This window comes from Nostoc sp., assembly GCF_036917675.1.
Taxonomy (GTDB): Bacteria; Cyanobacteriota; Cyanobacteriia; order Cyanobacteriales; family Nostocaceae; genus Nostoc.
Window position 1 is genome coordinate 117,075 of sequence record NZ_JBALCT010000061.1, and the last position, 23,422, is coordinate 140,496.

The window sequence follows — 23,422 nt, forward strand, 5'->3', positions numbered from 1 at the left end:
AAATTAAATAACTCTAATTATGAAAACCAACGATGAATAACCCGTTGCAACAGTTAATTCAGAAACATCATGTCCATCCAAATAACCCCTTTGTAAAGTTCGACAAGAAAGATGTTGAACTATCGGTTCCTGAGCGCTTTCAAAAACAAGTACATATGTATCCTGAGCAGATTGCTGTTAAGACTGGGGAGCAGATGTTCACATATGATGCCCTGAATCAGTTCGCCAATCGGATAGCCAGGGCTATCTTAATCAAGCGCGATCGCCTTCGGCGCAGCGAAGCTGAACGCCAAGCAGAACCGATTGCAATATTATTTGAGAGTGGTGCTTCGATAATTGCTGCAATATTGGGTATATTGAAAGTTGGTAAGTTTTATGTACCACTAGATACCTCGCTGCCACAATCAAGGATTAGCTATATTCTCAAAGATTCACAAGCAGGTTTATTGCTAACAGATAGCAAAAATATCTCATTTGCCAAAAAATTGCAAATCAGCGGCTTAGAAATACTCAATATTGACGAGATAGATTCCAGCATTTCTTGTGAAAATCTAGATATACCTCTGCAACCAGATGATTTTGCCTACATCATTTATACTTCTGGATCAACAGGGCAGCCCAAAGGCGTGATCCAAAACCATCGTTATGTTTTGCATTTGACGATGAACTATACCAACAGCGGTCATATTTGTGCCAATGATAAGCTAGCGCTTTTATACTCCCCAAATTTTGCTGGTGCTGTAAGGGATATCTTCTGCTCGTTGCTCAATGGTGCAACTCTTCTGCCATATGACGTTAAACAAGAAGGGTTAATAGGTTTAAGTAGCTGGCTGAACCAGCAAGAAATAACCATCTTTTTTGCAGTGGCGACTATGTTTCGCCATTTTGTCAACACCTTAACTCAACAAGATAAGTTCCCTAAATTGCGTTTAATTCAGGTAGGGAGTGAGACAGTTTATAAAAAAGATGTAGAACTTTACAAGCAGCATTTCTCTAATGACTGTATTTTTGTTGCCAATTTAGGAGGTTCAGAAATTAGCCCAATTCGGCAGTACTTTGTTGATCGGAAAACAGAAATTATTGGCAGTACTGTACCAGCTGGCTACGCAGTTGAGGATCATGAGGTTTTGTTAATTGATGATGAAGGTAAAGCAGTTGAGTTTAATCAGATTGGTGAAATTGTAGTCAGAAGTCGTTATCTCTTTTGTGGTTATTGGCAAAGACCAGACCTGACCGAAGCAGTACTTTTGAAAAATGTCCAAGAAGAAAATAAGCTGTTATATAAAACTGGCGACTTAGGCTGTATGTTGCCAGATGGCTGCCTTTTGCACTTAGGCAGAAAAGACTTCCAGGTGAAAGTCAGGGGCTACCGCATCGACGTTTCGGAAGTCGAGATGGCATTGATCAATACCAACCTCATCCGAGAGGCTGCTGTCGTAGCATCACCTGATAATCTAGGTTTAAGAGCGTACATTGTGCCGCTCGTTCCTCAACAAGTACTCTCATTCCGAGAACTACGAAGTCTGCTTTTAGAAAGCCTACCAGACTACATGGTTCCCTCAACTTTTATGACTTTAGAAGCGCTACCCCTAACGCCCAATGGCAAAGTTGACCGTTTGGGTTTACCCGCTTTCAGTCAGATCCAAAGAGCGCCGTTAGAAAGTTTATTGCCTCACACTCCTACTGAGGAAATACTGGTTGACATCTGGACTCAAATTCTCAGGGTAGAAGAAATTGGAATTCATGATAACTTTTTTGAATTAGGGGGTCATTCCCTACTTGTTAATCAACTTATTGCACAATTATTTAACGCTTTCTCAATAAATATTCCTTTAGTTACTGTATTTGAATTACCAACGATTGCTCAACTAGCCAAACGTATTGAAAACACTTGTCGGATAACATTAATACAAAAGAATGTGCTTGATAGCACAGATGATTGTGAAGAAGGGATGCTATGAAAACACTTGATGAACTGTTGTTAGAACTTGGTCGCCTCAATATCAAAGTCTGGGTTGATGGCAACAACCTTCGCTATCAAGCACCTAAAGGTATCCTAACTTCAGATATACTGGCTCAAATAAAAATATACAAAACAGAAATTTTAGCATTTCTAAATCAATCAACAATTGAATCACAATCAATTATTAAACCCGTTGATGCAACTATAAAAAATGATGGTTTGCCTTTATCCTTTACTCAACAACAATTTTGGCTACTCCATCACCTAGAAGAGTCAAATTATATCTACAACATGGTGAGGGCGTTTCGCTTAGAAGGAGACCTGGATATTCCCAACTTCGAGCGAGCAATCCAATGTTTGATTGCGCGTCATTCCATTCTTCGGACTGGGTTCAAGGTGGTGAATGGTTCGCCAGTACAGGTCATTACACCTCAGATGACCTTTGACATTCCTGTAATTGACTTGCAGAACTTATCAGAAACTGAGCGTATTTCTCAAGCACAACGACTTCTTTTCCAAGAGCGTACCCGTGCTTTTGATTTGAATCAGTCTCCTGTATGGCGAGTAACTTTAATCCGTCTTCATTCTCAGACTCACTTGTTGATGTTCAATTTGCACCACATTATCTGTGATGATTGGTCAATCCAGATATTTTTGCGGGAATTATCAGCCCTGTATCAAGAAGTTTCAACAGGAAAAACAGCTTCTTTACCAGAACTCCCTATTCAATATACTGATTTTGCTCATTGGCAAAATCAACAGACCACTCTTGAGAATTTTCACCGACAGTTAAACTACTGGCAGCAACAGTTGGCAGACGTTGTGCCTGTTTTGGAACTGCCCTACTTAAGCGATTCTCCTTTAAAGACGCTAGGCGATCGCAATGATAACGTAAAGCAAGCGTTTCAATCTGGTATAGTACCGTTGTCTGTGAGTGCTGAGGTAACTGGCAAGTTGAAGCAGTTAAGTCAACAGTCTGGGACAACCCTTTTTACCACCCTCCTGACTGCTTTCGCTATCTTACTTTCCCGCTACACCCATCAGGAAGATTTAGTTATTGGAACTGGTATTGCTAATCGCACCTCAGCGCAAATAAACCCACTTATTGGTGCTTTTGTCAATACACTTGCCTTACGTATTCAGATTCCTGATAATCCTACCTTTCGAGAACTGTTAACTGAAGTACAAAAGGTTGTTTTAGAAGCGTATGCTCATAGTGAGGTTCCCTTTATTAAAGTTATTGAAGCTCTGAAAATAGATCGCAAATCGGGTAATAATCCCCTTTTGCAAGTGATGTTTACTCTAGAAACTATCAACCAGGAGAAATTGCAACTTCCAGGAGTCATTACAACGGAACTGGAGTTGAATAAACCAACAGCCGGAGCAACCTTTGATTTAACCTTAAACTTATGGGAAACAAATTCAGAACTGCAAGGGAAACTAGAGTACAACGCCTATCTGTTTGATGAAGAAATAATCCAGCGCATCAGTGGACATTTTCAGACTTTGCTAGCAAGAATTGTTGAATCTCCAAATCAGCGTATCGGCAATTTGTCAATACTCAGCGCTACAGAAAGGGAGCAGTTGCTAGGGAAAGAAATACAGGGGATTGAGTCTGAGTTTTTGTGTTTGCATGAGTTGTTTGAAGCACAGGTGGAGAAGACACCAGAAGCTGTAGCACTTAAGTTTGAAGGACAACAGCTAACTTATCGGGAATTGAATCAGCAGGCTAATCAACTGGCACATCACTTGCAAACTCTGGGTGTAAAACCAGAAACATTAGTAGGCATTTGCGTAGAACGTTCACTAGAAATGATCGTGGGTATATTGGGAATACTCAAAGCCGGAGGGGCATATGTACCACTAGATCCCAGTAATCCGCAAGAACGGTTGAACCACATACTAGAAGATGCACAAGTGCAAGTATTGGTAACGAATTCGCAATTACGCAACACTCTAGACCAAAGCAATTTTGTTGTCTATTTAGATAAAGAGGCAGACAAAATTGCTCAGTACTCCCAAAATAACTTAGTCAGTGGTGTGCAGGGTGATAACCTAGCGTACATGATTTATACATCCGGCTCTACAGGAAAGCCCAAAGGAGTATTAATCACTCATCACAATGTCGTTCGGTTATTCAAATCAACGGAAGATTGGTATCAGTTTAATCAAACGGATGTATGGACTCTGTTCCACTCGTTTGCATTTGACTTTTCGGTTTGGGAACTGTGGGGAGGCTTGCTGTATGGCGGGTGTGTTGTGGTTGTGTCTTACGAGGTGAGCCGAGACTCGCAAGCATTCTACAACTTACTGGTTGCTGAGGAAGTAACTGTTCTCAACCAAACTCCATCCGCTTTTTACCAACTAATTCAAGTTGATGAATATTCCAAGACAACAGAAAAATTGAGTTTACGGGTAGTGATATTTGGCGGAGAAGCACTCTCGTTACCTTTGTTGCAGCCTTGGTTTGAGCGGCATGGGGATCAACTACCCCAATTGGTAAATATGTATGGCATTACAGAAACAACGGTTCATGTGACAATCCGTCGTTTAACCCTAGCTGATGTGAAAGCCACAAGTAGCTTAATTGGGCTGCCGATTTCCGACTTACAGATTTATCTTCTGGACAAATACCAACAACCTGTACCGATTGGAGTGGTCGGAGAACTTTATGTTGGTGGAGGTGGTGTGGCGAGGGGTTATTGGCGGCGCAGTGAACTGACCCAGGAGCGGTTTGTACCCAATCCCTTTAGTAATCAGCAGCAAGGGCGTTTATACAAAACAGGGGATTTAGCACGATATTTGCCTACAGGTGAGCTTGAGTATAAAGGACGGATCGATCATCAAGTCAAAATTCGGGGCTTTCGGATTGAGTTAGGAGAAATTAAAGCACTACTTTCTGGGCACCAAGCTGTACAAGATTGTGTTGTACTTGCCAGAGAGGATGAACCTAATAATAAGCGATTAGTAGCCTATATTGTTCCTGACCAAATCCAAGCTTCAACTATTTTCAATTTGGTGCATTTAAGAGAGCAGGGTATACTAGGCGATCGCTCTCTCTATGAGTTACCCAATGCGATGACGATTGCTCATCTCAATAAAACAGAAACAGAATTTCTTTATCAGGAAATATTTACCGATCAATCCTATTTACAACATGGGATTACCCTTGATGAAGGAGACTGCATTTTTGATGTCGGGGCGAATATCGGTTTGTTTAGTTTATTTGCTGCTCAAGCTTGCCCAAAAGTAAAAATCTATGCTTTTGAACCTATTCCCCCTATCTTTGAATTGTTACGCTTGAATGCAGAACTTTACAATCTTGATGCCAAAGTCTTTAATATTGGTCTTTCTGGGGAAACTAAATCTGCTGAATTTACCTATTCTCCCAATGTTTCCGTCATTTCTGGACGCTTTGCTGACGCATCTGAGGAAAAAGAAGTTGTCAAATCCTTTTTGCTCAAGCAACATGCGGGAACAGGCAATGGGACAACTGGATCACAGGAAGTACTGGATGAATTATTAGTTGAACGCTTGCAGAGTGAGCAATTTACCTGTCAGTTAAAAACAATTTCTCAGATCATCGAAGAAAATCAAATTGAGCGCATTGATTTACTCAAAATTGATGTGGAAAAAAGTGAACGGGATGTATTAGCAGGAATTCAAGAAAGAGATTGGTTAAAAATCCAGCAAATTATTGTTGAGGTTCATGATATTAATGGCAGACTTACTGAAATTACGGAGTTGCTGAAATTTCATGGATATGATTTGACCATTGATCAGGACAAATTACTCGAAGCAACCCCCCTCTATAATATTTATGGGAGACGGACAACAATAAAGCAGCGTTTCCCTCAAAAAACGGGATCAAAAAGTATAGGCGATCGCCAATCGACTTGGAACAGTTTAGAGACATATATTCAAGACCTTCGCCACTATCTCAATGAAAGACTGCCTGAGTACATGATTCCATCTGCCTTTGTTGTCCTAGAAAAGTTTCCCTTAACGTCCAATGGAAAAGTTGATAGCCGCGCTCTACCCATACCGGAAAATTTCAAGAGTAGACTAGAATCTAGCTTTATACTACCGAGCACCCCCACCCAAGAAATTTTAGCTAACCTTTGGGCTGCGATTCTCAATATTGAGAAAGTCGGGATTTACGATAACTTTTTTGATTTGGGAGGACATTCTCTGCTGGCGACCTCACTTATCTTCCGAATTCGCCAAGCCTTTGCGATTGATTTTCCCCTGCGGTGTCTGTTTGAAACCCCGACAATCGCCGCCCTCAGCAAGTTAATTGAGTCGTTCAAAGCCCATCCAACACTCAGTTCAAATGGGATTCCCTCTACCATGCTAGCCATGTCTGGCTTAGAGAGAAGCCCATCTACATGTGTGCCACTATCGCTATCACAGCAGGGCTTGTGGTCACTGCATCAATCAGCAAGTACGGTTGCAACTCTCAATAGTTCGACTCTGATGCGAGTTAAGGGTTCCTTCTTACCAGAGGTCGTCGAGCAAAGTTTTAATGAAATTATCCGCCGTCATGAGAATCTCCGCACGGTCTTCACTGTCATCAACGATCAGCCGATGCAGATCGTTTTACCTCACCTGCACCTGCCGTTAGTCTATGAAAATCTACAGCACCTACCCCCAGAGGCGCGTGAGTCGGAAGCGGTTAGTTTGGGAATTAAAATACGTCAGCAGCCCTTCAACTTGGCTGTTGCTCCCCTGATCAGAACTGCCTTATTACAACTGAATCCGGATGAGCATTGGCTGGTGATTACCATGCACCATCTGATCACAGATGGTTGGTCATTTGGTATACTTCTGCAAGAATTAGACGCATTGATGCAGGCTTTCACCAATGGGCGACCTTCGCCCCTGCCAGCCCGATCATGCCAATATGCAGACTTTGCCTTGTGGCAGCAGCAAGTCTACAACGAGTCCGCGATCGCACAGCAACTCAGCTATTGGCAACGCAAACTCGTTGATGACGAGTTACACCCCTCACCAAGTCTGATGCTGTCTAGTAAACAGGCAGGGCACCGTTTTATCCACTTACCTGAGTCTCTCGTTCGTTCGATTGAAGGGCTGGGTCGTTCACAGAGGGTGACGAGTTTTGTCATCTTGTTGAGCGCTTTCAAACTTGTTTTAGCGAAGTGGAACCAACAAAATGAGATTTTGATTCTGGCAACGCTCGGCAACCGCACCGGGCCAGACACAGAGCAGATGATTGGCTGCTTTATCAATGACGTGATTCTGCGATCGCTAATCTTGCCGGAACAGACTGGCTCGACCGTAATTAAACAACTTCAAGAAACTGTCAATGAAGCGATCGAACATAAAGAGGTGCCGCTGCATCGGGTGCTTAACCAGATCCAACACTTACGTCCCCTGAATCTGCTGGCAAGCATTACCATGACCCCCTCGGTTCAAGATCAAATGCCAGGTTGGGAAGCGATCGCACCGGAACAATGGGGCGATATACCAATGGAACTGTATGGCAAAACACCTCCGTTGGAGTTTTACGTCGAATTGTCGAAAACAATCCGAATCAGGGCTAAATATGGTACTGAGAAATTTACAGCAGAGACAATTGATCGTCTATTAAACAACTATCAGGAGATTTTGATGCAGCTTGTTAGCCATCCAGAAATAACTGTTTCAGACCTCTTTAAGACAGTACATTCAAGTCCTATCAAATAGTCCTATGCTAAGAATTCACGTAGCAGGTATTAACTAGGGGGGTGAAAAAGCACTACCCAGATTGGAGATTCAAGAGAAGGCACTGGAGACGAAGTAAAATGAATTCTCTCAATATACTTCATATTAATAACTGGTTTGGCTTAGGTGGTGCATTTATTGCTGCCTACAATCTTCATCAAGGTTTATCCAGAGCCGGTATTCAATCTTTCTTTGCCTACAAAGATGAAATTGATGGTGTGTTTCAGGAAAAAGCTAATAATTTTAAAAATACGGTACAGATTGTCCAAAGAAAAAATCAGTTTATTGATTTAGCAAACTCAATTACAAGACGAATTGGCTTAAATTACGTTGCCAATCCCTCAATTGCTGCTCTTAAACATCAAGCCTGTTATCAGAATGCTGCTTTACTCAACTTTCACCTGCTTCATGATGATTATTTTTCCTATCTCATGCTTCCCTCATTAACGAGAGATAAACCTGCGGTTTACACGCTACATGATATGTGGAGTTTCACGGGACACTGTGCCTACAGTTATGACTGTTCAAAATGGCAAACTGGTTGTGGAAAATGTCCTTATCCTAATGCGTTACCTCCGATTCAACGAGATGCCACATCTCTAGAGTGGAAGTTAAAGAATTGGGCATATCAACACTCCAACTTAACGATCGTGGCTCCTAGTCGCTGGTTGGCTGAATGCGCTAAACAGAGTATGCTCAACTGTTTCCCCATTCATCACATTCCCTACGGAATTGATACAGTAGCCTATCAACCACTCGATCAACAGCAGTGTCAATCTGAACTGGGAATTCCCCAGCATAAAAAAGTTCTCATATTTGGAGCACAAGACATGACCAATCGGCGTAAAGGTGGCGATCTATTGCTCAAAGCTCTTTCTCGCATACCTAAATCGCTCAAAGCTGAAACCGTGTTGCTGACTTTTGGGGATGAAGCGAAGGCAATCTCAAATGCCGCAGAAATAGAAGTACTGCACCTTGGCTATATTAGCAGCGATCGCTTAAAAGCCATTGCCTATTCTGCCGCCGATTTATTTCTGTTTCCAACCCGTGCTGATGTTTGCGGATTAGTCGGTGTGGAGGCAGCAGCTTGTGGTACGCCGACAGTTGCCTTCAATGTTGGTGGCGTTCCAGATTATGTCCGTTCTGGTATCACTGGCTATTTAGCAAAACCTGAAGATGCTGATGATTTCTGTAATGGGATTGTCCAACTATTAGAAAACGTTAATTTACGTGATCGGATGAATCAAAATTGCCGCAAGGTTTCGGTTGAAGAGTACTCGTTAGAGGTGCAAGCCCAGCGGTACGTTCAGTTGTACCAGCAAATTCTTAACTTATAGGGGTAGAAGTAACCAAACTAGCTACTTAAAAACTAAATATTCTGTCGCTTGTGAAGTTTATCTGACTTAGCCTGGCTTGGGCCGATTTTAAGTGATTAATTCATCAACTCAGTTTATGATTCATTCCTCGCAATCACACTATGTACATTTCCCAGAAAACGGTATTATACGCTGCTATTTTCTCGCGATCGCAAAACTTTTCTGTTTACTGAAATTATCAAGCGATCACGTCCTTATAATTCAATACCGTTCAGGTAAGTATTATTTTTGCGTGTAGAGAGCGGAGGTGTAATACCATTTCACGAAATTATTGATACAAATTACTTTTCTTACTTCCCCTGCCTCAAGAGCCTCCCCTGCTCAATAACAGCTTGCCATCTGTATCAATTTTAAGGTGAAACGGTATAACGTCTTTACAAAGCTGTTCAGCTATCAAGGTAAATTTAGAGATACCACTTGGAATGGTTTAACTTGTATCGCAGATATTGGGAGCGTTCCCGAATGAACTTAGCAGCAACACCGCCTACCATTGTGTAAGGTGCCACATCTTTTGTCACTACTGCGCCGGAGGCTACCACCGCGCCTTTACCAATACGAACACCTGGCAAAATGATAACGCAAGTACCGATATAAGCATAATCCTCAATTACGACTGGTGCGCCAGTTGTTTCAAAAAAGGGGTCATCAATATCATGTTGCATCGTATAAATGCGAGTTTCCGACGCCAGATTGACACATGAACCAATAGAGATGCCTTGGCGTGCATCGAAAATGCAATCATGCCCTATAGCTGTATGCTCATCTATAGAAAGTGCTTGAGGATTCATGAAACGAGTGCGCGAGAGGATCGAGCTAGTTTGGGCAAGCTTAACTCCAAAAGAGCGATAGACAAAGTTACGAAAGAAGTGCGACGGTACATAACCCGTTAAGTTGAGTAGATAAGAACTCCAACCATTACAAAACTCTCTGAACCACCTACAAGCTTTTAGCAAGGGAGATAGTAGCTTACTAGTAACTTGTGGCTGCTGTGGCTTGGGGGATACTGTCATTAGCTTATTATCCTAAATTTATGTACTTCAAAAACTCTGGTCGCTTTTACTATTTTTTTAACGTTACTCTTGTAATGATATAATGTTATGTGCTTTATTTTAAATGAAATCACAATTAATAAAAAAATGAAATAGTTCGAGTAGAGAAAGTTCCACCGTTGCACTTAATAAATCCTAAAATAATTATGTAAAGCTACTTGAAAATTTCTCTAGTCCTTATTTGTTTATGGGTTGGTGTTTTTGTAGATTGGTAGCTTTTGAGATGGCTCAATTGTTGCAATCGCAAAATTAAAAAACTGCCTTTTTACTAAAAATTGAATTTTTTAAATACAGAGAAACAAAATATGTTCAATAACAGCAGCATAAGTCAATCTATCTTCTATCCCCGATTTCGAGATTCAGAACCATTAATTGCATCAAAATATTATGCTGAAAAGTATAACTGTGACTTGGCAATCCCTAGTTATCTCGGAATAGGAAGTTGTGTCTGTTATACACCATTACTCGAAGCATTATCTTTAAACAAAGGGCGACTCATAAAATTATTGACTGCTCCTTTAAACTACTATAAAAATGCTCAGGAAAACGGGTATTCCATCTGGGAGAACAATCCATATATTGAGACAATTATCAATGCCGATGACATAGACCCGAATATCATGGTAGAACTGTCCATTGAGTCAGATAATTTTTGTCAAAGCCGTCATATCATAGAAAATATCTGTTTTGCTCATGGACTGCGGCCTCGTCAATTAAGGGGTTCTTTATTTTTATCTCACGCAGAAATGCAGTGGGGATTAAAAACCCTTGCTCACCTCAAACGTCCCGTTGTTTGTATCTGTCCCTATGGGACTTCATCGAGTACTAAAGACTCACCTTGGCACTTAGATTATTGGCTGGAATTAGTCGATTACTTGAAAAACAAAGTAAGTTTTTTACATATTGGCAATAATGACTTTGAGCAAAAGTCGCTTTCTATTTTTGCACCTAAAACAACCATTAGACAAGCAATGGCTCTGATTTGGGCAAGTGATTTATATGTAGGATTTGATACTGGGCCTTCTCATATTGCCACTGCATTTCAGAAACCAACACTGGTTTTATGGGATGCTGTGAGAAAAGCTTCTTTAGAAGAAGAAAAGCAGGAAGGATTTAGCATTGCCCATCTGCGTCGATGGTCTTATCCTCAAAATCAGAATCTAGTTATTCTTGGTGAGAAAAAGAAGGAAGTCCTTGAAGACTGCTTGGAATTCATTCTTGAACAACTCAACTCCTTTAATCGACTCAGTAAACTAATCACGAATTGATAAAACTAAGAGAATGTTTGGAAAATTGTTGTCAGGCATCATCTAAAAATAACTTGAAAAATTTGTAAGAAATCCGTAATATGCAGGTCTTTGTCGATCAATCCTTACGCTCCCACCCCCATCTTGCCGTGTTCGGCTCCAGCAAGGTTGGCAATTATGTAGTAATTACCCCCTTGCTGCGAGGTCTGAAAGAAAAATATCCAGATTGCACGTTGGATTTTTTTGGCAGTGACGTAACCCAAGATTTTGAACTCTATTGTCCCTACATTGATTGGCGCTTTTCTCTGTATAGCGATCGTGATGATATCTTAGTGCAGTTAGCGCAAGTAGTGCATCAACGGCAACAAGTTGCAGGCTCTTACGATTTAGCGATTAATTGTGATGAATTCAGCCCCATCAACCTAGTGATGACAACTGCCCTACGTCCCCTGTATGTGACAGGAGCGGCTTTGACACAAGACTTTCAGAAAAAGCTTGATGGAGGTGAAAATGCGAATTCAATTCAACGCCTCCTCCAGGATCAAGATTGGAATAGTTCTAAATTGGTCAAACGGCATCAAGGCGTGATTCAGAGCAACTACATTGGGGAAATCTTCTGTCGTTTAGCCTATGTTGAAACCGACTTTTTCAAGCTAGAACTGCCCAGTCAGCAACCTAATTTTCCTGTACCTGATGTGCTAATTCATGTGACAGCCACCCGACCTGCTAAACTCTGGCCGATTCACGCTTGGCAGCAAGTTATCCAGTGGTGTGCGGTACAAGGATTGAGTGTCGGTTTAGTGGGTAGTGCGCCGAAGATACAGAAAACGCTATACAATGCAGGTTCTATAGAGGACGAGTTATTACAAACTACTGCTTTGATTGATCTCAGAGGTCAGACATCTCTGTTAGAATTGGCAGGCGCATTTCTTCAAACCAAAGCCTTCATCTCAGTGGATGCAGGGCCATTGCATATTGCAGCTGCGGTGGGATGCCATACAATTGCTCTCTTCGGTAATGATGTTGACGGCGATGGAGCCAGTCCAATACATTTGTGGAAACCAAGACAACCTCACGTACATTTAGCGCTTTCAACCTTCAAATGTACCTTGTGTCAGGAGCATAGTTTTAGCAATAAGTCCTGTCTTGTGCCAGACCACCCCTGTATGAGCCATCTGTCTTCTAAGCAAGTTATCGATTATCTCCAGTGCCTGCTAAAGAAACACGACTAGGACTTACGCATTAACAAAGTGGCAAAAGAGTGGATTGATAAAAAGTATCATCCACTGACTAGGTATCGGACAATCAGAGAAATCAGCAAACCCTCCACAGCACAATGCAATTTGGAACATTACACGCTGTTTTTGTTATCAGAACCAAAACATGGGGGATGTTGTAGATTAGCAGAGATATTAGAAAACGTGTCACACGACAGTGTGAACAGTTTTGGTTCTTCCTGTTCGCGTTCGCCAACGGCATAGATCCGCTTAGAGCGAGTCCGCGAGCGTCATTACGAATTACGAATTACGAATTACGAATTACGAATTAAGTATTGTCCACAACCCCTAAACGCAACGCAATCCGCTTGTATTTCGTTGCATCATAGGGTGTACCTCTGTGCATCACCTGTGAGTTGTCCCAAAAAATAATATCTCCTGGCTGCCAAACATGGGAGTAGACTGGTGTGCAGTCCAGAACAGTCCTAAATAAATCTTGCCAGAAACGTTTTGCTTCCTCTGGTCTATCTTCCATACCAACTGCGATCGCAGTGTCCGAACCTAGATATAATCCCTTTTTACCAGTGACTTTGTGAGTAGACACAATCGGCTGCACTTTCCTCGGTATATCAGTCTCTACATTGATATTCTTATAAAACATTGGTGGTGAATGATACATCGACATCTGTTCTAACTGCTGCTGATGTTGATGATCTAGGTTATTATAAGCCTCTATCATGTCGAGAAACTCTGTGGTATGGGGCTGCCCATTTACACCTTCTGCAGCCAATTCCACACCATAAAGCATGACAACATATAGGGCATTCATATCCAGTCTCTCTGTGCGGGGGACGCCATCTTTATCATGATGCCATTCCCAAGCAATCTTCCCTACTGGTGTTTGAGTAAGTCCCTTGGGATTACCCAAGATAGCCACATATTGGCTTTGGAGGTCTGGACTAATATCGGGATCTAATGTTTTGGTTTGGGAATAGGCAAACATTAAGTCACCAAAGGTCTTCCTGGCAAATTCTTCTAACTGCTTTGCGGTGAGGTGTTGCTGTCTAACTACCACAACGCCATGTTTCCAAAGTGATTCCTTTAATTCACGCGACTCTAGATTTGTGAGATTGCTAAGATTGCAATCCCGCAGGACTTCAACTCCGAGTCTTGGTTGGTGTTTAGTTATTGGAGTCATTGCTATGCAAGTATTTTTGGAGCAAACTATTCCGATCCCAAATAATTATATAAAATTTATGTAAAGTTTAAGTGTTATTAAGCAAAAAAATTCTCGATTAATATATTAATAAAACTTATATATTTAACAAGGTATTTCTTTAACATCAGATTTTTTTGTAAAAAAAGGATATTTGTGACAAAAAAATCTGATGTTGAAATTTAACTTAACAACTATCCGGTGTTTATCTGAAAAATATCGCAATATTCACCAAAAAAATTAGGAGGTTTAAACAATAATTAATTAACTGTTATACACATATTTAAATCTATTATCAATCGCACTTATTAATAATTTAAACTTTTGATAAAGAAAATGATGTAACCTTGTACTTCATGGTAATTAAATAATTACAGCGTCAGTTAAAAAAGTTTAGAAAAAGAAGCAAAATATTTGACCTAATTACTTACCATTTTGGTAATCAATTAAGGGATTTTCAAAAAAGAAATTATCTAATTTTGTAGAGTATGGGTCTCGCCCACACTAACAAAAGGCGGACTTTTAGGTTCAGCCCCCAATCAGTAATTGGATATTTTTCTTGAGAAGTTCCTAAGCAAATAATTAATTTTTTCTAACTTAGATTATGCAAATGGCAAGTAATCTATAAACAACTATTCATTAGCTCTTTGACTGAGGCTGAACTTACGTATTAGTGAGAAATTCAGGAGAGATAAAATGGCAGTTATTTTTGGCACTACAGGAAACGACACTCTAAACGGTTTTGCAGGCAATGACACCTTCAAGGGCAGTAAGGGAAACGACAGCATTAATGGCGGAGATGGCATTGATACCGCAGACTACAGTCAACTAGGTCAAACCATTACCTTGTCGCGTGTCGGAACCATTCAAAAAACTGGGGGATTTGGGCAAGACCAACTCTTTAAAGTAGAAAAGATTATTGCGAATGCTAATGTTGCCAACAACACCATAGATGCATCCCAATCTTCGGCTGGAGTATCTATCACCGTTAATCTGCAAGCCCAAAGTTTGAGTGCCAATAACATTCCTGGTTTGGGAAAATTGTCATTTACTGCGGTCAACTTTGATAATGTCATCGGCACAAATGCAAATGACAGCATTATTGGCGACAACCAAAATAACCAATTATTTGGTAATAATGGCAATGATACACTTGATGGGGGCTTGGGTACTGACATTTTAAATGGGGGAGCAGGTAACGACACTTATATCATTGACAGCGCTAGTGACACGATTATAGAGGCCGCTAATTTAGATATAGATATCGTCCGGTCTTCTATCACCTACACACTGGTTGCGAATGTGGAGAATCTGAGGCTGACGGGAACTAGCGCCATCGACGGGACAGGTAACAGTCTTGACAACTTCATCTTTGGTAATCTTGCTAACAACACTCTGAATGGCGCAGGAGGCAATGACACACTAGATGGTAATTTCGGTAATGATATCCTCAATGCTGGCAACGGCAATGATAGTCTACAGGGCGGACCCGGCAATGACGTACTCAATGGGGGGCCTGGAAACGATATCCTCATCGGTGTTTTCCCCGGTAGTCCGCTTCCACCTGGATTCGGGGAAACTGATACCTTGATTGGTGGCGCTGGGGCAGATAGATTTATCCTGGGGGACGCTGTAAATGTTTTCTACGACGATAACAACACTACGAGTCCTGGTTTTGGGGACTTGGCTATTATTACTGATTTCGACTCTAGTCAAGATCGAATTCAACTCAAAGGAAGTCCACAGGACTACCTGCTGCAAGTTGTTGGAAGCAATACACGAATATTCTTAGACAAACTGGGAGGAGAGCAAAATGAAATCATAGGTCTTGTGCAGGGGGTAGTGGGTCTTAGCCTTGAGAGTAACAATTTCACTTTTATATGAGCGGGAAAATGCTGGAACTCAAACAAATTTTGGAGTAATTCAACTAGGGTATTTCAATTTCTTGACCTTGACAATCACGGGAAATAACTTCTTGAAATCGTCCACGCTTTTCTAAGGCTTTGCGAACATTAGTAGTAAGGCAATCTGAAAGAAAACCTATCACATCAAAAAAAGTAGTCTTGCCACGGGAGCAACGCGATTTGGTGAGGTGCTGAAACCTGGGACGTATACAGCTTGTTTCAGGATGCGTAGGCGCAGCCCGCCGTAGGCATCGCAACTAAAAAACCAGGTTTTGTTGAGAATATAGGGGTATAATTGAGAACCAAACCCCGATCTCACTTTTTCGCGTTGCTCCCTCTTGCCACTACCATTAGGACCAAGAAAAATGGAAAAAGGTTTGATATCTTTTAGGATAATATTTTGGAGAACTCTATAGTTTTTGACTGAAATTTCTTCAATTCTTGCCATTACAAAATCACTTCCATAACTTTGGCCGCATGGTTGCAAAAATATTAACAAAAATAGTAAGGGCACAGTATCCCGTACCCTTACTAAATTTGCAATCAATTAGCTGATGTTAACAATAGCTTAAGAGCTAACTTTCTTAAGCATCATCCAAAGCCGCAATTCCAGGCAATACTTTGCCTTCAAGTAACTCCAAACTAGCGCCGCCGCCGGTGGAGATGTGGCTCATTTGGTCGGCTAAACCAACCTTTTCCACAGCCGCTACTGAGTCACCGCCGCCAATGATGGTAGTTGTGCCAGTTTTGCTAATTTCGGCGAGGGTATGAGCGATCGCTTCCGTACCTGCGGCAAACTTATCAAACTCAAACACACCCATCGGCCCGTTCCAAATTACCGTTTTGGTATCTGCAAGGGCATCTTGAAAAACTTTCACCGAGTCAGGTCCAATATCCAAACCCATCCAACCATCTGGGATATTCTCAATGCTAACGGTTTGAGAATTGGCATCTGGGGCAAAGTTATCTGCTACAACCACATCTGTAGGTAACAGTAAGCTGACACCACGTTCCTTAGCCTTCGCTTCCAAAGATTTCGCTAGTTCTAGCTTGTCTTCTTCTACCAACGACTTACCGACATTCAAACCACGGGCTTTGTAGAAGGTGAAAATCATCCCACCGCCAATGATCAGCTTGTCGCACTTCTCCAGCAACGTTTCAATCACGCCAATTTTGCTGGAAACCTTGGAACCGCCAATAATTGCCGCCAAAGGACGTTGGGGATTTTCAATGGCGTTTTGCAGATATTGCAATTCCTTCTCAACCAAATATCCAGCCACAGAAGGGCTGAGGAATTTAGTCACACCTTCAGTAGAAGCATGGGCGCGGTGTGCAGTACCAAAAGCATCATTTACATAAAAATCAGCATTAGCTGCCAACTTTTTCGCAAATTCTGGGTCGTTTTTCTCTTCTTCTGGGTAAAAACGGACATTTTCTAGTAATAGCACTTGGCCATTTTGCAGGGTGCCAACTTTAGCTGCAACTTCATCGCCAATGGAGTCATCAGTTTTAATGACTTCTTGCCCCAGTAACTCTGAGAGACGCTTGGCAACGGGAGTTAGGCGTAATTTGTCATCCACACCCTTGGGACGCCCAAAATGGCTGGCGAGAATGACCTTAGCACCCTTCTGCGTCAAATCTCTGATGGTTGGTAGAGCGGCGCGAATGCGAGTATCGTCGGTAATGTTGCCTTGATCATCCACAGGCACATTAAAGTCAACCCGTACTAAGGCACGTTTCCCAGATATATCAGCTGCAGATAAACTTGCTAAACTTTTTTTTGACACACCAAACTCTCCTGATTGCCTTTTTGTTATTGTTTTGAAAGTAGAACCATCCAGATTTTACCGGAGTCAGGGGTACCCAAGTGACAGAGATATTTAAGACAGTACTATTTCCTATCGATCAAAGCCGGGAAACGCGGGAAGCTGCTGATGTAGTTACCAATGTAGTCAAAAAATACAGCAGTCGCTTGGTGCTGCTGTCTGTGGTAGAAGAACCACCAAAAGATGCGCCTAGTGCAGATCCGATGGTGTCACCAGAGGTAGTTGCTAAACTGCTGGAAAATGCCCAAGCTTTATTTTCTGGGCAAGGAATTCAATCCGAAACCCTGGAAAGGCAAGGCAAACCAGCTTTTACTATCTGCGATGTCGCTGATGAAATCGGGGCCGATTTAATCATCATGGGCTGTCGGGGGCTAGGCTTGACTGAAGAGGGAGTAAGTGATAGTGTTACCACTCGCGTAATTAATCTTTCTCCTTGCCCAGTGCTGATTGTGCCTTAGCAGTGGGCAGTGCCCAGAAGCCATTGTGTTGCTGAATACTGCTAAATTTGTAGCGATCGCCAATAAAAAGTTCTGCGGTTGTTGCACCAACGCAGCTGGGGAAGGTTGTCCTAGATTCGGTGATGCTAAATACGGGCATCAAGGTTTACTATTAGCCGTGTTCAAAATTGAGCTATCTAATTGAGAATTAAGACCCGATATCATAAAATAGCGTTGCTTCCTACTAAATGGGAGCAATGCTATTTTGTGAGATCATCTTAAAGGTGGTGCGATCGCCGATTAGCAATACCGAGATAAAAGCAATTTTTATTACATTAAAATGGGTGAATGCGTGAATTGTTAATACACCTTAGTGTTATGACTTTTTTGAGTATTATCTAATTTTGTGATTCCGCCAAAAACAATTAACCAAACTACTACAACAACCCAGTGAATTAAAACTATCACAAACAAAGATCCTGTTAGGGCATATGCAACAGTACATATAATTCCTAACAATGAGGCTAAAACCAGAAAAACATGATTGAAAAATGTGGTAACTCCAGCTTTAAAAAATATTTTAGCATTCAATGGATGATACAAAAAAAATAATAATAAACTCACTATTGCCCACAAAGGCCATCTAAACGAATTGCTGATTTCGCTAGGATGAGGAAGCAAAAAAACGCGAAAAAAGAGTTCTTCAACAATCCCAGGTAAAAATAAACAACGCAATATTAACAAGCTTTGATCAATCCAATTCGCAGACCAAAATTGGATCTGTAAAAATCCAAATTTCCAGCCGTAAGCTAGGGCAATAATACTATAAATTATCAGCAGTAAAACAATCACTAACCAATCTTGTAGTGTCGGAACTGCTAAGGACGCTAAAACGCGATTTAAAAGAATTGAAAGCGGTGAAATATTGGTAAAAGGAATCTTAATTTGTCCCAAAAATACTGTTGGTGCAAGGGGTGTAATATTAGGTTGCCAACCACCTACTTGATTGGTTCGTAATACTTGCATAATCGCACCATGTTTTAAAAATATTGCGGCGAGATCGTCGTGTGCAAGTCTAGGCATTATTGTTCGCCATGTTGTCAAACCAGCCCAAATACTACCATCTTGAAATGGTTTCGTCGTTTTTCCTATTCCCGTACCTGCGAGTCTACCTGCTTGACTCTGCCAATCAGCGCGAACTATACCCAAGGGTGCTAATTGTTGTTCCAAAGATTCACCTAATTCAACTAGCTGCTGAAAGCGTAATGCTTGCGGGTGATTGGGGTTTGCGCGTATCCAAGTTTGAATTTGAGGAGTTGTTGCAACTTGGTTTTTAATTGCCAGTATCGTAGCATAAAGTGCTTGGCTTGAGTCTTGGACGCATGAGGTAGCAGGTGATACCATTGCGCCGCCAGTTCCATCGCCAACCCGATAACGAGCCATTGTTACCTGTAATTGCTGCTGGAATTGCTCTAAAGGCGAAAGTTTAACACCATCAAAATCATAATCTTGCGTTACAGGGTCGAATTTGATCAGAATATCTGATACTGGACGTGTTGCCAGCCAACCACGTTGTAAATTACCCATATAATCAGCCCATGTATGCGTTCCGGCAATAATTCCATCAGGATTATGGGCATAAATTTGGTGGTATTTAGTCTCGAAGCGTAATTCGTTAGTAAACTCGTCGCGGACAACTTCAGCGATTCCAAAAGCAAAATGTCCGGTGATAGTATAAGGTACTCCGACTGGTTCAGCTTTACGTCCACCAATTCCACCGAATAGGTGTAGTACAATAGCTTTATTACCTTCTTGCCATTTTGATATAGATTGATTAAGTGAATTTTGTGTTTCTACAGGTTTTAACAGTAGAGTATTGAATTTACCTTTATTTTTATCGGTATTTCGCCAATTTGCCTCTTGGATGTAATTTAGCCCTAATTCTTCACCAGTAATGATTTGACGGGGTTGAATTTGAAACAGAGAACGAGGTGCAAGTGCGGCTACCGTAAATACGCCCTTTGCATCGGCAGCGCCATAAATATACCACCCATCTTCACCCGCAGGAGATTTTTCGATTTGCTGCAAACTTGAAGGAGCAAAATTTCGCGTATCTATTCCTTGTTGGGGAATACGAATAGTTTCTTGAAGACCATCAAACTTATTTGAATTAGGGTTATAATGCTGTACAAAAAAATAATCGCTATACTGCTTTGCTTCTGTGAATAAAATAGTTTTGTAGCTAGATTTCATCGGTTTAATTATTTTTACCAAACCATAAAACCTACCAGTTGCCAAAACAGGTTCGCGTTCAATTTGCAAAATAGATTTTTCTTGACTTGCATCAATAATTGTACTTGAATCTAAAGCAACAATTGCATCATCATCAGGATTTGCACCAGCCAAAGAACGTAAAATGCCTACCTGACGAACTCGATTTAGTCGAAAAGGATGAATGTTTCCTTTTTTTTGACTTTTAATCACTTCTGAATTGAAATTTATATCTCGCGTTACCGCTTGAACGTGAGCAAGCAAATATTTATTCTTTTTCCACTCCAAACGCACAATATTGCCTACCAAATTTTGTGCTGTTGGCGGTGCATATTGCACTTCCATCCATACCCAATCCAAACCATCTTCTAATTGCTGTTTCGTTGGTAAAATTAACCTTCCTACCCAGTCTGCAATAGGTTTATAAAGGTTTGCAGATGGAATTTGTGCAACGGGATAAAAACCAGATTGATTAAAATTTTGTCGAATATGTATCGCGTAATTGTTTTCTTTTTGTACTAGCTGGGGTTGTCTTGGGGAGAGTTGCCACACCGCAATTACTGCTATGAATACTAGCAGTAAAAATATCGTAAATAGTAGCCTTGCTTTTCGACTCAATCCACGCCAAATCATATGTTATCAGCAAGTTTTAGTTGCTGATAATCTTACTCTAATATCCGCTATCGATGTAGAAACGCGAAATTTCGCGTCTCTACACACCCAAAATCACCGCCATAAAACCTAACCGAACCGTATTGAGATTTGCTTTTTTACAGGGATGTGTGTACACCGTAGCAGGTGGGGAGGGGTTCTTGGGGTTGAACAAGTAATCAAGCGGACATAATATGACAGCTTAAAAGCGATAGTTGCGATCGCGCACCCACATACTAACTGGCACTGCCTTACCCTGTGGATCTACTTTCGCCTTCACCACAATGGGTGGTACTTGTCCCCTGCGGGCGCGTTGGGCTTGTAAGTCGTTACTAATCTGCCGCCGTTGGTTTTCTTTGATGTAATATGTTTCCAAGCCGTAGTTAACAGAGCCATCCTGATAAACACCTTTTAAGGCTACCTGATTGGCTCTAAGAGTTGTGGGGCGATCGCTACTTACTCGCAACGGTCTCCAAGCTCTAGGAATACCACGACCAGAGGATAATTGCTCTTGCAAAGTCACGTAGATGTTGGTTCCTTCAGGCAATCTTCTGCCACTTCCCCGACCTTTGCTGACTAACGTCTGCCAACCAGATAGTCTGCTCAAATTTGCGGTACGGGATATGTTGTAATCTAACGCTAAGGTGTTACCTTGCAGCACATTGTTAGGGTTTACAGGTACGGTTTGCAAAATCACCGTTTTGCCCGCCACATCTGTATAAAGCGCTTGGGCTGGTACTGCCATAATTAGCCCTGTTTGCAGCGCCAAGGGAGCTAGTAACCGCCAAAAAGGTAAGGGCTTATTCGATTTTTGTTCAGTAGCAATCAAGTAATCCCGAAAAGTCACCTTACTGGAGAATTCGGCTTCGGGAGACAAGGTTTGATTTTTAGATTCAGAAGAACTATTAGTCATGAGCGTAGTCCTAAAAAGCAGAGGTATTGAGGAGGTCAAAAGTAACGAGATTAGGACTAACGCAGAGAAACTTTAAAAATTTTGACTCACAGAAATTTTGATGATGGGCAGATTTCAGATTTTGCACTACTTCTTACTTGTAGAGCTAGATCCACCAGGTAGGCGACGTTCAAACCAAAGTCCAGCGCTAATTAAAGCGGAACCGCACAAGACAAAGACCAACGACTTAAAAAGTAAGTCGGTGTGGTACTCTTGCACGCGACTGACAATTTGTAGTGTTACTAACAGCATACCGCCCCAAAAGGAACTTCTGCTGCTTAATTTCAATCCTTCTTGAATTAGTCCCCAGGCTAATGTTGCTAGAAGTACATTGAAAATAAAAACACCAAGTTCATCAATCCGGCTGATAGTTTGATGCCAAAAAGGTACTAGGGTAATAAAGGCAAGAAAGGTACTAATGATAGCAGTCGTGAAAATAACTTCGCGGCGCGGAGGGTTATTTCTTTGACGCAGTAGAAACAACCATTGCAATACCGCCAAGCCACTGAGAATTCCCAAATCGATGATCGGCAGAGACTGGAACAAGTTTGTGACATTGGTTGGCTGATTATAACCATAATTTGGAGATTCCCAGACCCAACGAAAAGACAAGATATAAAAGACAATACCGAAGCTTACCAACGCTAAATTACGGGCTAGATATTGAAACAACCTGTAATTTATGCTTGGAAACAGCAGATCATCATAACTCCAGAATAATGCAGGTGGGAGTGCAAAAGCAAAAGACGCCACCCAAGGGGCTATATCAACATAATTTAGCAGTGGCAGGGGATTAAGGTTAGCTTGTAAGGAACTAGCAAAAACAAAGGCTGCTAGACCAAAAATCCAACGCGATCGACAGAAGTAGGCTAAGGGTACAAACACCAGCCATGCCAACAAAGGCAGATGCTGCACTATTAGACGCGACCAAGTTAACTCTCCTGAAGAGTACCATAAGTCTTCTAGTCCAGTCCAGTAACCGATTTCCACGAGGACAATTGACAGAATTCCTAAAGAATTTAAGCACAAACTGAAGGCCATCACTACAACACCCAACCCCCAGGCGAGAAACAGTTGGGAAGTTGAACCGGCAATATTGAACATCTGGGCCATCAGCAGTAAATTTGCACCGAAAATGAAGGCACTTAAAATTAGTAAACCCTCTCCTAATAAGCGTTTGCTTCGTTCTGGCTTCTTCCCTTCAGGTGGTCTCCAAGTGTAAAATCCAGTGATCGCGATCGCAAAAAACAAACTTATCATCAGAATAAATTTGATTTCTCGTGACCCTCCCTGCCAGTTTCCTGCTACAAAGGTAATTATGCCTAAGCATAAAAGTATGCTGCCTATAGTAATGGCGATCGCTTTATTGCGATCGCGTGCAGCAGCTTCCAGGTTTTTAAATTGATAACGTTCTGCTATTTGCTCATATTGCGAAGAACTAATTAATCCTTCATCCCTCCATAGGTGTGCTTCTTTGCGTAATTTTTGCGGAAAATTATCTAAGTTCATGACCTTCTCCGGTGCAGTGGGGTAGCTTGGCCATTGCGATCCCAATGGCGGTCATTATATTTTGAGTATGAAGCCAAAAG

General features: G+C 41.5%; 15 protein-coding genes and 1 pseudogene. 8 read left to right on the forward strand and 8 right to left on the reverse strand.

The features are described 5' to 3' along the window. Nucleotides 1-32 precede the first annotated feature (32 nt). The 3 genes from V7K31_RS23335 to V7K31_RS23345 all read left to right on the forward strand — a co-directional run bounded on the left by V7K31_RS23335 (nucleotide 33) and on the right by V7K31_RS23345 (nucleotide 9,024). Entirely contained in the window at nucleotides 33-1,961 is a 1,929-nt protein-coding gene (locus V7K31_RS23335) for a non-ribosomal peptide synthetase (RefSeq protein WP_335097171.1), read from the forward strand. Next, entirely contained in the window at nucleotides 1,958-7,669 is a 5,712-nt protein-coding gene (locus V7K31_RS23340; protein WP_335097172.1) for an amino acid adenylation domain-containing protein, read from the forward strand. Before V7K31_RS23335 ends, V7K31_RS23340 begins: the two co-directional genes overlap by 4 nt. Before the next feature lie 98 nt (nucleotides 7,670-7,767). Then, nucleotides 7,768-9,024: a glycosyltransferase family 4 protein gene (locus tag V7K31_RS23345; RefSeq protein ID WP_335097174.1), complete on the forward strand. Its 1,257-nt coding sequence runs from the start codon at nucleotides 7,768-7,770 to the stop codon at nucleotides 9,022-9,024. Between the two features lie 443 nt (nucleotides 9,025-9,467). Here the strand turns inward: V7K31_RS23345 and V7K31_RS23350 are convergent, their stop codons facing one another. After that, nucleotides 9,468-10,073: an acyltransferase gene (locus V7K31_RS23350; protein ID WP_335097176.1), complete on the reverse strand. Its 606-nt coding sequence runs from the start codon at nucleotides 10,071-10,073 to the stop codon at nucleotides 9,468-9,470. Nucleotides 10,074-10,417: 344 nt separating this feature from the next. Between V7K31_RS23350 and V7K31_RS23355 the strand changes: the two genes are divergently transcribed. The 3 genes and pseudogenes from V7K31_RS23355 to V7K31_RS23365 form a co-directional block, all read left to right on the forward strand. Next, entirely contained in the window at nucleotides 10,418-11,380 is a 963-nt protein-coding gene (locus V7K31_RS23355; protein WP_335097178.1) for a glycosyltransferase family 9 protein, read from the forward strand. A gap of 80 nt (nucleotides 11,381-11,460) precedes the next feature. After that, nucleotides 11,461-12,591, forward strand: coding sequence for a glycosyltransferase family 9 protein (locus V7K31_RS23360; protein WP_335097180.1), 1,131 nt, complete (start codon nucleotides 11,461-11,463; stop codon nucleotides 12,589-12,591). Between the two features lie 72 nt (nucleotides 12,592-12,663). Continuing rightward, a pseudogene (locus tag V7K31_RS23365) lies at nucleotides 12,664-12,807 on the forward strand (IS701 family transposase); the annotation flags it as partial. 97 nt (nucleotides 12,808-12,904) lie between these two features. Here the strand turns inward: V7K31_RS23365 and V7K31_RS23370 are convergent. Further along, nucleotides 12,905-13,774, reverse strand: coding sequence for a TauD/TfdA dioxygenase family protein (locus V7K31_RS23370; protein ID WP_335097182.1), 870 nt, complete (start codon nucleotides 13,772-13,774; stop codon nucleotides 12,905-12,907). 714 nt (nucleotides 13,775-14,488) lie between these two features. Here V7K31_RS23370 and V7K31_RS23375 point away from each other — a divergent pair. Beyond that, nucleotides 14,489-15,676: a calcium-binding protein gene (locus V7K31_RS23375; protein ID WP_335097184.1), complete on the forward strand. Its 1,188-nt coding sequence runs from the start codon at nucleotides 14,489-14,491 to the stop codon at nucleotides 15,674-15,676. 159 nt (nucleotides 15,677-15,835) lie between these two features. Here the strand turns inward: V7K31_RS23375 and V7K31_RS23380 are convergent, their stop codons facing one another. Further along, a complete protein-coding gene (locus tag V7K31_RS23380) occupies nucleotides 15,836-16,144 on the reverse strand; it encodes a hypothetical protein (protein ID WP_335097186.1) in 309 nt (102 codons plus the stop codon). A gap of 136 nt (nucleotides 16,145-16,280) precedes the next feature. After that, entirely contained in the window at nucleotides 16,281-17,483 is a 1,203-nt protein-coding gene (locus tag V7K31_RS23385) for a phosphoglycerate kinase (protein WP_335097188.1), read from the reverse strand. 89 nt (nucleotides 17,484-17,572) lie between these two features. Between V7K31_RS23385 and V7K31_RS23390 the strand changes: the two genes are divergently transcribed. Further along, nucleotides 17,573-17,980, forward strand: coding sequence for a universal stress protein (locus tag V7K31_RS23390; RefSeq protein ID WP_335097228.1), 408 nt, complete (start codon nucleotides 17,573-17,575; stop codon nucleotides 17,978-17,980). Here V7K31_RS23390 and V7K31_RS23395 read toward each other — a convergent pair. From V7K31_RS23395 to V7K31_RS23410, 4 genes are all read right to left on the reverse strand, one after another. After that, nucleotides 17,943-18,122 carry a hypothetical protein gene (locus tag V7K31_RS23395; RefSeq protein ID WP_335097189.1) on the reverse strand — a complete coding sequence of 60 codons (180 nt, stop codon included), beginning with the start codon at nucleotides 18,120-18,122 and terminating at the stop codon, nucleotides 17,943-17,945. The two genes, V7K31_RS23390 and V7K31_RS23395, sit on opposite strands and share 38 nt — an antisense overlap. 197 nt (nucleotides 18,123-18,319) lie before the next feature. Then, nucleotides 18,320-20,863 (reverse strand): CPBP family glutamic-type intramembrane protease, encoded by a 2,544-nt coding sequence (locus V7K31_RS23400; protein ID WP_335097190.1) that lies wholly within the window; start codon nucleotides 20,861-20,863, stop codon nucleotides 18,320-18,322. 220 nt (nucleotides 20,864-21,083) lie between these two features. After that, the gene (locus V7K31_RS23405) at nucleotides 21,084-21,794 is read right to left on the reverse strand and encodes a GDYXXLXY domain-containing protein (RefSeq protein WP_335097191.1); all 711 of its coding nucleotides are present in this window, start codon (nucleotides 21,792-21,794) and stop codon (nucleotides 21,084-21,086) included. Nucleotides 21,795-21,920: 126 nt separating this feature from the next. Next, the gene (locus tag V7K31_RS23410) at nucleotides 21,921-23,342 is read right to left on the reverse strand and encodes a DUF2157 domain-containing protein (RefSeq protein WP_335097192.1); all 1,422 of its coding nucleotides are present in this window, start codon (nucleotides 23,340-23,342) and stop codon (nucleotides 21,921-21,923) included. Nucleotides 23,343-23,422: the final 80 nt, after the last annotated feature.

Bases quoted from the DNA above. Each gene is read 5' to 3' on its own strand.
- V7K31_RS23370 (WP_335097182.1), bottom strand. From the start codon at position 13,774: ATGACTCCAATAACTAAACACCAACCAAGACTCGGAGTTGAAGTCCTG.
- V7K31_RS23380 (WP_335097186.1), bottom strand. From the start codon at position 16,144: ATGGCAAGAATTGAAGAAATTTCAGTCAAAAACTATAGAGTTCTCCAA.
- V7K31_RS23375 (WP_335097184.1), top strand. From the start codon at position 14,489: ATGGCAGTTATTTTTGGCACTACAGGAAACGACACTCTAAACGGTTTT.
- V7K31_RS23405 (WP_335097191.1), bottom strand. From the start codon at position 21,794: ATGACTAATAGTTCTTCTGAATCTAAAAATCAAACCTTGTCTCCCGAA.
- V7K31_RS23345 (WP_335097174.1), top strand. From the start codon at position 7,768: ATGAATTCTCTCAATATACTTCATATTAATAACTGGTTTGGCTTAGGT.
- V7K31_RS23360 (WP_335097180.1), top strand. From the start codon at position 11,461: ATGCAGGTCTTTGTCGATCAATCCTTACGCTCCCACCCCCATCTTGCC.
- V7K31_RS23410 (WP_335097192.1), bottom strand. From the start codon at position 23,342: ATGAACTTAGATAATTTTCCGCAAAAATTACGCAAAGAAGCACACCTA.
- V7K31_RS23340 (WP_335097172.1), top strand. From the start codon at position 1,958: ATGAAAACACTTGATGAACTGTTGTTAGAACTTGGTCGCCTCAATATC.
- V7K31_RS23350 (WP_335097176.1), bottom strand. From the start codon at position 10,073: ATGACAGTATCCCCCAAGCCACAGCAGCCACAAGTTACTAGTAAGCTA.
- V7K31_RS23335 (WP_335097171.1), top strand. From the start codon at position 33: ATGAATAACCCGTTGCAACAGTTAATTCAGAAACATCATGTCCATCCA.
- V7K31_RS23400 (WP_335097190.1), bottom strand. From the start codon at position 20,863: ATGATTTGGCGTGGATTGAGTCGAAAAGCAAGGCTACTATTTACGATA.
- V7K31_RS23355 (WP_335097178.1), top strand. From the start codon at position 10,418: ATGTTCAATAACAGCAGCATAAGTCAATCTATCTTCTATCCCCGATTT.